At 66.8% G+C, this 13358-nt stretch carries 5 protein-coding genes; 3 read left to right on the forward strand and 2 right to left on the reverse strand.

The genetic code is table 11. From position 1 onward, the window contains the following. Window positions 1-219: 219 nt before the first annotated feature. A complete protein-coding gene (locus tag ORK51_RS13345; RefSeq protein ID WP_266085157.1) occupies window positions 220-1131 on the reverse strand; it encodes a CPBP family intramembrane glutamic endopeptidase in 912 nt (303 codons plus the stop codon). 558 nt (window positions 1132-1689) lie between these two features. Here ORK51_RS13345 and ORK51_RS13350 point away from each other — a divergent pair. Continuing rightward, on the forward strand, window positions 1690-3060 hold the full coding sequence (locus ORK51_RS13350; RefSeq protein ID WP_266085158.1) for an alpha/beta fold hydrolase: 1371 nt from the start codon (window positions 1690-1692) through the stop codon (window positions 3058-3060). A 301-nt stretch (window positions 3061-3361) separates the two neighbouring features. Here the strand turns inward: ORK51_RS13350 and ORK51_RS13355 are convergent, their stop codons facing one another. Further along, on the reverse strand, window positions 3362-4168 hold the full coding sequence (locus ORK51_RS13355) for an EAL domain-containing protein (RefSeq protein WP_266085159.1): 807 nt from the start codon (window positions 4166-4168) through the stop codon (window positions 3362-3364). 179 nt (window positions 4169-4347) lie between these two features. Here ORK51_RS13355 and ORK51_RS13360 point away from each other — a divergent pair, with 179 nt between their 5' ends. Continuing rightward, entirely contained in the window at window positions 4348-13059 is an 8712-nt protein-coding gene (locus tag ORK51_RS13360) for a glycoside hydrolase family 94 protein (protein WP_266085160.1), read from the forward strand. Beyond that, window positions 13056-13316 (forward strand): hypothetical protein, encoded by a 261-nt coding sequence (locus tag ORK51_RS13365; RefSeq protein WP_266085161.1) that lies wholly within the window; start codon window positions 13056-13058, stop codon window positions 13314-13316. The genes ORK51_RS13360 and ORK51_RS13365 overlap by 4 nt, the downstream gene beginning before the upstream one ends. Window positions 13317-13358: the final 42 nt, after the last annotated feature.

The raw sequence follows: 13358 nt of genomic DNA on the forward strand, positions 1-13358 counted from the left end.
AACGTAAACCGAAGGTGGGCCTAGTCGAGCTTTGTCGAGGGAGCCAGATCACCCTTTGACACTTCAGCAATGGCAGTCTCGGGTACAGCCGGTAGTGGCACTCGCATCCCGAACCTAAGCTGCCTCTAGTTCGCTGAATATCTGGAGCGGAATCCGCACCAGTAGCAAAATGCAAAGCGGGCACCCGCTGCTTCCGGCGATACCGCCCGGGCAGTGGCGTTACCTGCTGGTCGGCGAGAAGTTCTGAGCTCCGCGCGTCTTTCGCCACTGGATCCACGCGATCGCGGCGACGAAGAAGACGCTGCACAGGTAACTGCCTTCCGGCCCTTGCGCGCCACCGGTCAGGGTGTCGAGGCCTTGCGGGCGCAGCGCCACCAGCAGCGCCGGCAAGTGCGTATCGATGCCGGTGACGGGCAGTTCGAAGCCGGTGGCGAGCAACCAGTTCCACCCCGCGTGCCAGCCCATCACGCCCCAGATATTGCCGGTCCGCAGCGCCCAGGCGCAGGCAAACAGCGAGAACAGGAACGTGCCGAGCATGACCCGGGGTGGCTGGTGCGGACTGAAATGCAGGAAGCAGAAAACGAGCGACAACAGCAGCACTGCCACCGTGACATTGGTCTTGCGCGCCACCACGGATAGCATCCAGCCGCGGAAGATGACTTCCTCCACGCTCGCCTGGAACGTGAAACTCAATAGCAGCAGACCGATGTGCAGCAGGCTGACGGGCGACCGCCAGGCCTGCCCCAAGCCCGCCGCCTGCATGCCGCCAGCCATCCAGATCGCGACTACGACCAGCGCGATCGTGCCGAATCCAACGGCCAGTCCGCGCAGGAAGGTTTTCAGCGGTGCCGGACCGGTCAGTCCGATACTCGCCAGCGAGCGCCCTTCAACGAAGCGTACCCAGGCGAGCACGGCCGCCAGCGTCGGCGCGAAGCCGATCCACAGCAGCGCATACAAGCCAGCGAGACCGATCGGATCGCCGCCCGGCGTCGACCAATGCTGTGACTGCATCCACCCGTCCAGCGCGATCACCGGCACCGCGTTGAACAGGATCATCAGGATCGGCGTCAGCCAGGCCCAGGGCAGCCAGCCGCGGGCCGGATCGGGCGAATACAGCGCAACGGGGGTCATGCAGGGCACCAGGTCGACGTGATCGTCGCTGCAAGGTGCCGTCCGCGCGCGGGCGTGGCAACCGGTTTGCGACCAAGCCACAGAAGCCGCCGACGAATCTCCCGGATCGCCGACGAAATGGCGCTGAGTCGTCGCCCGTGGTGTCCGCTTTTGAAAAAGCTGAGAGCGGCGGCCGGTGTGAACTACCGCACCCATCCCAACTGGGAAGACGAACTCCTCAAGCTCACAGGGACCAAGGCGTCGACTTCACGCTGGACGTGGCTGGCGGTGACGGCATCAACCGGTCCGTGCTCCCCACGAAGGCTGGGGGCAAGATCGCCCAGATTGGTTTCCTTGGGCGCTTTCGGGAAGCGGGTGATCAGGGTTTCCTGATTTGGAACAGTTCCGCGCGGGGCACTCTCTTCCCGCGCCTTTCGGCGACCCTGGACTGGCCTGGTTACGCCATATCCGCTTCCAGCCACAAGCAGACAAAGACGGCAGCCTGGGATTACTTCCGGCATTCGTCTCGACTCCGCAGCCGGATCATCCTAGCTGCTCAATCACGCTAGAGGATGGCCGATGTGTCGCAGTGCGCTGTGGGCGGTGTTGCTTCTGGTCGCACCGTTGGGTGCCTACGCGTCTGCACCGAAGGCGCAGGCCTGCGAGGACGACGCATCACCCGCTTTACGCGGATCGCAGTGCGCCTCTGTCGATGTGCCACTGCGCCATGCTGACCCATCAGGCGAGCACATATCGTTGTTTCTGCGGCGCATACCGGCCAGCGCCGATCATGCCAGACGAGGCGAAGTCTGGCTGCTCTCCGGCGGTCCTGGTGAGTCAGGGGCATCCCTGTATCCCTTGATCCAGACCTACCAGCGTGCGTTTCCCGGATTCGATCTTGTGATTCCCGACCACCGGGGCACAGGCCGATCTTCGCGGATCTGTCCCGTCCAGGAATCACCTGAAAGCCCGGAAGGCAGGGGGCTGGCAGGAACGGAATGGGGACCCTGCATCGGCACTATGTACGCCAACCTGCAGCGGACGTCGGCCTTCTCCATTACCGAGGCCGCGCAGGACCTTGGCGTCCTGATGTCAGACGCGGATCGCGGCGGCCAGGTGCTGCTGTATGGCGTTTCTTACGGCACCCAACTGGCGCTGCGCGCGCTCCAGGTCAACGACCTTCAGGTGGATGGCCTCATTCTTGACGGATTGGTGCCGCCGGAAACCACTGAAAGGTTCGATCTCAGCCGGCGCACAGCGCTTGTTGACCAGGTAGGCCGGGAGAGCATGGATGAAGGTAGCCTCGAGCGCTATCGAACGCTGCTGGCGGCGAAGGATGCTGCTTGGCAGAAAGAGGTGCCGGGCGGCGATGTGCGTCGATTTTTCGCCGCGCTGCTGAGCTTCCCTTCGCTGCGCGATCGAATCCCGAGGATCGTGCAGGATCTTTCCGCTGGTGACGACCGCTCGCTGGTTGCCACGGCAAAAGACTGGAACATTGCGCTGGCGCAACTGGGACAGGGTGGAAACAACCAACCGGCCTTGCCGCTGGTGATGCTCATAGCCGCCTCGGAGAACAACGCTCGTCCGGAGCTGAGCCTGGCCACTGTCAATGAAGAGGCCAAGCACGCGCTGTTCGTCAGCCCCATTCCCGGCCTGCTGGTGAATGGAAGTGTTCCGCGCTACCCACGTGATGCATGGTTCGGAAAGAGTCCGCGCACCCTTCCGCGAACTCTGGTGATGCAGGGGAGCCTTGACCCGAATACTGCGTACGCCGGCGCCGTAGAACACGCGGCCACGCTGGCCGGGTCGGGGCCTGTCACGTTCCACACGGTGGACCGCGGCGCCCATCTGCTCGCATTGGTGGCTCCACGTTGCTTTGTAGCGGCTGTCGACAGCTTCATTGACGGTGCCAGGGTGAGCGAACACTGTGCAGAACCCGCGTCAGAGTGATGGCCAGGCAGACCATTGTGCCTGGACAGGAGCGCTGCCGCGGAAGCGCTCCCGGTAGTCGCCCGGCGCCACTCCCAGCAGACGAAGGAAGGCACGACGAAGTGGCTGTTCGTCCGACAGCCCCGTCCGTCCCGCGACCGGCTTGATCGGCAATGTGCCTGACCCCCTAATCCCTTGGACAGGCGTTCGCAGAGATTCCGCAGCTCAACAAGTAGTCATCCCGCGACGCGGTACGGTCGCCAGTCCCCTGCCCGCCTTGTGGCACGGGCCCACCAAACGGCCGCTGACCGAATCGCCCACATCACGATCCAGCAGGCCGTCCATGAGAGCCGGCAATCGGGGCCGCAATCGCCCCGGGAAGCTCATCCTCGGTCACTACCCCTTCAAAGCGCGGACGAGCAAACCAGTATCCCTGCATCAGCTCGATGCCGAGATCGGAAAGGCAGCGCGCCTCGTCAGCGGTTTCTATCCCCTCGGCGATCACGTCAATTGCCAGCGCTGCACACATGGACACCACACCGGCAACGATGGCGCGCCGTGAGGCGCTCTGGTCGATGCCGCGGATCAAGCCCATGTCCAGCTTGACCATGTCGGGCTGGAAGTCGGCCAGCAGGTTCAGGCCGGCAAAGCCGGCGCCAAAATCATCGATGGCCGTCTTGAAGCCGATCCGTTTGTACTCGGTGAGGATCTCGGCCAGCCACTTGCCGTCGTTGATCTGCTCGCCTTCAACGGTTTCGAAGATGATCCGCTCGACCGGAAAGTCGTGTCGTCGCGCAGCCTCCAGGGTGGAGCGGATGCACAGTTCGGGCCGGTAAATGGCGTTGGGCAGGAAGTTGATCGACAGATGCGAGGGCATCTTCAACCGGGCGGCGATCTCGATAGCCTTGGCACGGCAGGCCTGGTCGAACACGTAACAGTTATCGGCGGTCACCCGGGACAGCACCGAGTTGGCCGGCTCGCCTGCCGGGCCGCGCACCAAGGCCTCATGGGCGAAGACCTGCCTTGTGCGCATATTGACGATGGGCTGGAACGCATAGCTGAACGCGAACGACAGCGGCTCGGCGTCACGACACAGCGCACATTGGGTACGCTTTTGGGCGGAGGGCATGCGCTGGGTTCCTGCACGCGATGGCGGGCGAGCATAGCCGATGCGTGTCAGGACGGCGTTGACGCCTGGGCGGTCACCCCACCGCGCTGCCGACTCCTGTGGGAAGCGTGGCCTTCACAGCTACCACGGCACCCCCAATGCAACTATGAGGGCCGCGACCTGCCCCCCATCGGTAACCTATGCCCCACCTTCGTCGTCTTTTTGGCCGTTGGCTGCGTCTGCGTCGTCTTGTCCGTTGGCGCTGGCGTGAGCGCCAGGCCTCGGCGCCGGCCATCGAGGCCACCGAGGGCCCCCTGCGCGCCGCGCTGTACAGCGTTGAACAGATGGAGGTGTACGGCCGCGCCCTTGCGCGCCAGCACCGGGTGCGGATGCGGCCTGGCGCAGAGCGCCTGCTCGATCGCCTGCAGGCCAACGAGCGTGTCCTGGAAGACGCCAACACGCTGCTCAGCAGCGTGGTGCGTGAACAGCGGCCGGTCACCCCCGCCGGGGAATGGCTGCTCGACAACTACTACCTGATCGAAGAACAGATCCAGACCGCGCGACGCCATCTGCCGCGCGGCTACAGCCGTCAGTTGCCTTCACTTGTCGCCGGCCCCTCGGCCGGCCTGCCCCGTGTGTATGAACTCTCGATGCAGGCCATCGCACACGGCGACGGTCGCATCGATGCCGATACCCTGGGCCGTTTCATCGCTTCCTACCAGTCGCTTGCTCCCCTGAGCCTGGGCGAACTCTGGGCCGTCCCCATCATGCTGCGCCTGGCCCTGCTCGAGAATCTGCGGCGCATGGCCGCCCGGGTGATGCGCGATGGCACGGACCGCAGCCTGGCGGCGCAATGGGCTGAGAACCTCAATCGCGCGGCGTCCGACACCCCGACCGAGGTGGTCCTGGTGGTGGCCGACATGGCGCGGTCCGAGCCGCCGTTGACCGGTGCGTTCATCGCCGAGCTTACCCGCTCGCTGCAGGGACGCGGCGGCGCATGGGCGATGCCGGTCGCCTGGCTGGAACAGTGGGCCGCCGCGGCTGGCCAGCGCATCGATGAACTGGTCGCCGCCGAGGGGCAGCAGCAGGCGGCCGACCAGGTCTCCATCGGCAACAGCATCGGCAGCCTGCGCTTCCTCTCCACCATGGACTGGCGCACGTTCGTCGAAGAGATGAGTGTGGTCGAGCAGCGGCTGCGGGAAGACCCCATGGGGGTCTATGCGCAGATGGATTTCGGCACCCGCGACGCCTACCGCCACGTCGTGGAGAAGATCGCCCGCGGCAGCCGTGTCGCGGAAGAGCGCGTTGCCACGATTGCGCTGGACCTGGCACGGGCGGCTGCGCCGGTTGAAGGGCCGCGCACGCACGTAGGCTACTGGCTGGTCGGCGAAGGCCTGCCCGCCACCGTTGACGCCGTGGCTCTGGCAGCGCCGCGGCACCGCAAGGCACGGCAACTGGCGCATCGCGTACCGCTTGCGCTGTACCTGCTGCCGATCATCCTGCTGGCAGTACTGGCCACGGGTGGCCTGCTGGCCACCGGCGTTGGCTCGGCGCCGGTGTGGCTGGCCGCGCTGCTCGGGCTGCTGGTGTTCAGTGAGCTGGGCATCGTCCTGGTGAACTGGACCGCGACAGTGCTGGTCACGCCCAGGCCACTGCCCAAGCTCGATTTCAGCGAAGGCATCCCGGCCGCCTGCGCCACGGTCGTCGCGGTTCCGTCCATGCTCTCCAGCATCGATGGAATCGACGTGCTGGTCGAAGCGCTGGAGGTCCGCTTCCAGGCCAACCGCGATCCCCAGCTGCGCTTTGTGCTGCTGACGGACTTCCTCGACGCCGCAGAAGCCGAGATGCCGACGGACCATACTCTGGTTGCGCACGCAGTCGAGCGGATCGAGGAATTGAACGCCCGCTACGCGTCCGAACGCGGCGATCGCTTCTACCTGCTGCATCGCCCCCGGCACTGGAATCCGGGCGAAGGGGTGTGGATGGGCCACGAGCGCAAGCGCGGCAAGCTGGCCGCGCTCAATGCCCTGCTCCGCCATGGCGATGCGGCCGCGTTCGTGCGCACCGTCGGTGACGTTGCGGCCCTGATCGGCGTCCGCTACGTCATTACCCTGGATGCGGACACCCAACTGCCGCGGGATGCGGCACGCGCGTTTGTCGCCACGCTGGCGCACCCGCTCAACCGCCCGCGCTTCGATCCGGCGCTGCAACGCGTCGTGGAGGGCTACGGCATCCTGCAGCCCAGCGTCGGCACCAGCCTCGGCACGCGCCGCACCTCGCGCTTTGCCAGGATGTTCGGCAGCGAGCCGGGCATCGATCCGTACACGCGCATGGTGTCGGACGTCTATCAGGACCTGTTCGACGAAGGCTCGTTCGTGGGCAAAGGCATCTATGACGTTGAAGCCTTCGAGCATGCGCTCGAGGGACGCCTGCCCGAGAACCGCATCCTCAGCCATGACCTGCTGGAAGGGTGCTATGCACGCGCTGGCCTGGTCAGCGATGTGCGTCTGTACGAGGATTACCCCGAGCGTTACGTCGCCGACGCCAAGCGCCGTGCGCGCTGGATCCGCGGCGACTGGCAGCTGCTGCCGTGGTTGCTGCCGTGGACACCGCGCCCGGGCTCCACATGGGAACGCAACCGGCTGAGCCTGCTGTCGCGCGGCAAGTTGCTGGACAATCTGCGCCGGAGCCTGGTGCCGGTCGCCGCCTTGGCCTTGCTGGTCGCAGGCTGGCTGTATGCCGAAAACCCGGCGGCATGGACGGCGTGGGTGCTCGCGCTGTGGTTCGCGCCGCCGCTGATCGGCATGCTGCGCGATGCCCTGAGCGTTCCGGATGACACACCGCTCGAGGCGCACTACATCATGGTCGGCCGTGGCACGCTGCAGTCGTTGCTGCGCGCGTCCACCCAGATCGCCTGCCTGCCCTACGAGGCGCTGCTGGCCGGTGGCGCGATACTGCGCACGCTCTGGCGCATGGCCGTCACCCGCCGCCACCTGCTGCAATGGAACCCCTCCAGCGAAGTCGAGCGCCGCCTCGGCGGCGACCGCGGCGCGGAATGGCGGGTGATGGCACCGGGGTCGCTGCTGGCGCTCGTGCTGGTGGGGCTCGTGGCCAGCGTGCATCCGCAGGCACTGCCTGTCGCCCTGCCCTTGCTGCTGGCGTGGACCTTCGCGCCGGCATTGATGGCATGGCTGGGCCGGCCGCCGGCCGCGAGCGTGGCCGAGCTTTCCGTGACGCAGCGGGCCTTCCTGGGCCGGCTGGCCCGGCGTACCTGGTCCTTCTTCCAGGCCTGGGTACGCGAGCAGGATCATTGGCTGCCGCCGGACAACATCCAGGAGCATCCCTCGCTGGTGGTGGCGCGGCGCACCTCGCCGACCAACATCGGCCTGTCCCTGTTGGCCAACCTGTCGGCGTGGGATTTCGGCTGGCTGCAGCAGGATGCGGTCGCCGAACGTACCGCCCTCACGTTCGATACGCTGGACAAGCTGCCGCGCCACCGCGGCCACTTCCTGAACTGGTATGACACCGAAACCCTGGCGCCGCTGCCGCCGCGCTACGTCTCCACCGTGGACAGCGGCAACCTTGCCGGCCACCTGCTGACGCTGCGCCAGGGCCTGCTCGCGCTGGTGGACGCGCCGGTGCTGGCGCCGCACACGTTCGATGGCCTGGCCGATACGCTGGGCGTGCTGGAAGAAGAACGCCAGCGCCATCGTCCCGACGACGCGCACGTGGGCCAGGCACTCAACCACCTTCGCCAGCGCCTGGCATCAACGCGTACCGACCGCCCACGTGGCACGGCCCAGCTGCTCGCCCGGTTGCAGGAGCTGGCCGGCCTGGCCGATGCCGTACTGGCACAGTGGCCGGCACCGCCATCGCCCGAGCAGGGTGAGCTGCACTGGCCGGCGCTGTTTGCCGCCGAATGCCATGCTGCCCGGGCATCGCTCGCCAGCATCCCTTCCGATGCCAACGCAGCCGACGAGGCGCCGGTACCCAGCCTGCGCCAGCTCGCCGAGCTGCCCGGCACGGCCGGAGCGGAGGCGCGCGCACGCATCGAGCAGCTGCAGGCCCTCGCGCACCGCGCCGGGCAGTTCTCGCTGATGGAATACGGGTTCCTGTTCTACCGTACCCGCAACCTGCTCTCGATCGGGTACAACGTCGACGACCACCGCCTCGACAACAGCTTCTACGACCTGCTGGCCTCCGAAGCGCGTCTGTGCGCCTTCGTCGCCATCGCCCAGGGCCAGCTGGCGCAGGAGAGCTGGTTCGCGCTCGGCCGGATGCTCACCGAGGTCAACGGCACCCCGACGCTGCTGTCATGGAGTGGCTCGATGTTCGAGTACCTCATGCCGCAACTGGTGATGCCCAGCTATCCGGACACGCTGCTCGACCAGACCGCGCGGCATGCGGTGGAGGCGCAGATCGTCTACGGCCGTACGTTGAACCTGCCGTGGGGCGTGTCCGAGTCCGGCTACAACGCCGTCGATGCACGCCTGAACTACCAGTACCGCGCGTTCGGCGTGCCGGGGCTGGGTCTCAAGCGCGGCCTGGGCCAGGATCGGGTCATCGCGCCCTATGCCAGCATGATGGCGCTGATGGTGGCGCCGGAGGCGGCGTGCCAGAACCTCCAGGCCATGGAAGAACTGGGCTTCTCCGGGCGCTTTGGCATGTACGAAGCAGTCGACTACACCCCCGCCCGCGTGCCACCGGGGCAGGATCACGTTCTGCTGCGTTCGTTCATGGCCCACCACCAGGGCATGGGCCTGCTCTCGCTGGATTACCTGTTGCGCGACCAGCCGATGCAGCGCCGCTTCGTGGCCGATGTCGAGTTCCAGGCGACCTTGTTGCTGCTGCAGGAGCGCATACCGCGCATCGGCGTGTTCCATCCCCATGAGGTGGAAGCCCTGGGCGAGCACTCGGCCATGGCCGAGCACGAGACGGCCCTGCGCGTCCTGCGCGACCCGGGTGGCCCGCGCCCGGAGGTGCAGCTGCTCTCCAACGGGCGCTACCACGGCATGCTGACCCATGCCGGCGGCGGCTACAGCCGCCATGGCGACCTCTCGCTCACCCGTTGGCGCGAAGACGGCACCACCGATGCCTGGGGGTCGTTCTGCTACCTGCGCGACGTGGACAGCGGCGAGTACTGGTCTGCCGCCTATCAGCCCACCTGCGTGCCGGTGGACAATTACGAGGCGATCTTCTCTGACGCCAAGGCCGAATTCCGCGGTGCGCGCCGCGGTTGCGAGAGCCACCTGCAGGTGGCCATCTCCGCCGAGGACGACATCGAACTCAGGCGCCTGCGCCTGACCAACCGCAGCCGTCGCCAGCGCACGGTGGAGATCACCACCTACGCGGAGGTGGTGCTGGCACCTGCAGCCTCCGACGACGCACACCCGGCCTTCAGCAATCTCTTCGTCCAGAGCGAGATCCTGGCTGCCAAGCAGGCCCTGCTATGCACGCGCCGCCCACGTTCGTACGACGAAGTGCCGCCGTGGATGTTCCATCTGGTTGCGGTGCATGACGCAGAGGTAGTGTCGATCTCCTACGAAACCGACCGTGCGCGCTTCCTGGGTCGTGGCAACACGCCGCGGACGCCGCAGGCCTTGACCATCGATACCGACCTCTCCGGTACGGACGGCTCCGTGCTCGACCCGATCGTGGCCATCCGCGTCCGCGTCGTGCTTGAGCCCGAACAGACCGTCCAGCTGGACATGGTCTATGGCATCGGCGCCGACCGCGCCGGTTGCGAGGCACTCGTAGACAAATACCGTGATCGCCGGCTGGCCGACCGCGTCTTCGATCTGGCCTGGACGCACAGCCAGGTGGTGCGCCGGCAGATCAATGCGAGCCAGGCCGAGGCGTCGCTGTACGAGCGCCTGGCCAGCCACGTGCTGTATTCCAATGCGCTGCTGCGCGCAGGTGCCAGCGTCCTGCAGCAGAACCAGCGAGGCCAATCCGGTCTGTGGGGGCATGCCATCTCGGGCGATCTGCCGATCGTCCTGCTCAAGGTCACCGACGCGGAGAACGTTGAACTGGTCAGGCAACTGGTGCAGGCCCATGCCTATTGGCGCCAGAAGGGGCTCAACACCGACCTGGTGATCTGGAACGACAGCAAGGCCGGCTATCGCCAGGAACTGCAGGACCAGATTCTGGGCATGGTCGCCGCCAGCTCGGAGACCGGCCTGCTTGATCGCCCTGGCGGCATCTTCGTACGGCCCGTGCAGAACATGAGTCACGAAGACCGCGTTCTGTTGCAGGCAGTGGCACGGGTGGTGATCAGCGACGAGGACGGTACGCTGGCCGCCCAGGTGGGGCGCCAGCCCCTGCCCGTCCGCCGGATCCCGGCCCTGGTGCCACAGGTGGAGCAGCAGGAGCTGACACTGTCGATGGAGGCAACGCCCGGGCTGCCCGTGGTTGCCGACCTCGGGCCCGAACCGGGCATGCCCCCCGGCGCCGGGCACGACGAAGAGCTGGACGACCCGTGGCCCTTCCTTCCGTACCGCGGCACCGGCCGATTCGACAACGGAACCGGCAGCTTCAGCGAGGACGGCCGCGAATACGTCGTGGTGGTGCGCGAAGGTGCCCCGACGCCCGCGCCCTGGGCCAACGTGATCGCCAACGCCCGCCTGGGCACCGTCGTCAGCGAGAGCGCGCCGGGCTACACGTGGTTCGAGAACGCACACGAATTCCGCCTGACACCCTGGCTCAACGATCCGGTGTCCGACACCGGCGGTGAAGCCTTCTACGTGCGCGACGAGGACACCGGCCGCGTCTGGTCGCCGATGCCGCTCCCATGCCGGGGCACCGGCGCGTACCGTACGCGCCATGGATTCGGCTACACGGTCTATGAGCATATCGAGGACGGCATCGTCAGCGAGTTGTGGGTATTCGTCGACGTCACCGCCCCACTGAAGTTCTCGGTCCTGCGATTGCACAACCTGTCGGGCAGGACACGGCGGCTGTCGGCCATCGGCTACGTTGAGTGGGTCATGGGTGACCTGCGTCCAAAATCACGCATGCATGTGCTCACCGAACGCGACCCGCAGAGCGGCGCGCTGCTGGCGCGCAACACCTACAACACCGACTTCGGCGGCCGCATGGCCTTCTTCGACACCGATGCCGAAGGCTGCGGCTGGACCTGTGATCGCCTGGAGTTCATCGGGCGCAACGGCGGCCTGCACGCACCGGCGGCGCTGCGGCGCGAACGTCTGGATGGACGGATCGGCGCGGGCCTGGATCCCTGCGCGGCGATCCAGGTGCCACTGGAACTGGCACCGGGCGACCGCAGTGAAACGACGTTCCGCCTCGGCGCGGGGCGCGACCGCGAGGAAACGCTCGCGCTGGCACGAAGCCGCCAGGGCAATCATGAGGCCATCGATGCACTGGACGCGGTGCGCATCCACTGGCGCAATGTGCTGGCCACGGTGCAGGTACGTACGCCAGACCCGGCGCTGGACGCACTGGCCAATGGCTGGCTCGTGTATCAGACCCTGGGCTGCCGCTACCTGGCGCGCAGTGGGTACTACCAGTCGGGCGGCGCGTTCGGCTTCCGCGACCAGCTGCAGGACGCGCTGGCCCTGATCCACACGCGCCCGGACCTGACCCGCGAGCACCTGCTGCTTTGCGCGGCACACCAGTTCGCCGAAGGCGATGTGATGCACTGGTGGCACCCCCCGCAAGGTCGCGGCGTGCGTACCCGCTGCTCCGACGATTACCTCTGGCTGCCCCAGGGCGCATGCCGCTACCTGGAGGTCACCGGCGACGCCAGCGTGCTGGACGAAGTGGTCGGTTTCATCGAAGGGCGCGCGGTGACACCGGAAGAGGAAGGGTATTACGACATGCCTACCCCATCGGTGCAGCGCGGCACACTGTATGCGCACTGCATCGTCGCGCTCGAGCGCGGCTGCCGCTTGCTGGGCGAGCGCGGCCTTCCGTTGATGGGTACCGGCGACTGGAACGACGGCATGAACCGCGTCGGCGACCAGCAGGGCGGTGAAAGTGTGTGGCTGGGATTCTTCCTGCATGACACGCTGCGCCGCTTCATCGTGCTGGCGAACGCGCGCGGCGATGACGCCCGTGCGCAGTGGTGCCAGGAGCAGGCCGACCGCCTGCGCCAGAACCTGGAACACCACGCCTGGGATGGGGCGTGGTATCGCCGCGCCTGGTTCGACAACGGCGCCACCTTGGGCTCGTCACAGAACGACGAGTGCCGCATCGATTCCATCTCGCAGAGCTGGTCGGTGCTGTCAGGCGTCGCCGCGCCGGAGCGTGCCTCGCAGGCGCTGGATTCGCTGTACACGCATCTGGTGCGCAAGGACGCCAAGCTGATCCAGCTCCTCGATCCGCCCTTCGACCAGACCACGGAAGACCCCGGTTACATTCGGGGTTACGTACCGGGGGTGCGCGAGAATGGCGGTCAGTACACCCACGCGGCCGTGTGGGCGGCGATGGCATTCGCGCAGCAGGGAGATGCGGTGCGTGCCTGGGAGCTGGCCGGCATGATCAATCCCCTCAACCACACGCTGGACCCGGCGGCGGTCCAGACCTACCGCGTCGAACCTTACGTATTGGCCGCCGATGTATACGCCGTGTCGCCGCACGTCGGGCGCGGCGGCTGGACGTGGTACACCGGGTCGGCCGGGTGGATGTACCGCCTGCTGGTGGAATCCCTGCTTGGCATTCGTCGCGAAGGCGATCGTCTGTCGCTGGCGCCGTGCCTGCCCGATCATTGGCCGTCATTCGAACTGAGCTACCGCTTCGGCCGCAGCCTGTATGAGTTCGAGGTGACCCGCACGGCGCAGGGTGAACCCACCCTGCAAGTGGATGGCGTCCTGCAGCCGGACCTAACCGTCCTGCTCCGCGACGACGGCCATTACTACCGCGTCGTGCTCGACCTGGGCGCGCCCCCGGGATGAACGTGCGCGCCGAAATCCAGGTGCAGCTTGATGCGCTGGCCGACCAACTGGACCACTGGGTGGCGCGCGTGCGCCACCCGGCGCAGTTCTGGCCGCAGTTTGAGCAGCTGACTGGCGAGATCCTCGACCAATGCGCGAACACGGAGAGGGACCACGCGCGTGTATGTATACAGGCCATGCTCGAACGCCACGCACTGGATCTCCCGTCCTGGCACCAGCGGGACGACACGCTCCCGCCGGGGACGCCGGGAGCGTGATGGCGCGAACGATCACGGCGCCCCGTCGGATGGCGTCGCCAC

The organism is Stenotrophomonas sp. RIT-551 (assembly GCF_026241915.1).
GTDB classification, from domain to species: domain Bacteria; phylum Pseudomonadota; class Gammaproteobacteria; order Xanthomonadales; family Xanthomonadaceae; genus Stenotrophomonas; species Stenotrophomonas bentonitica_A.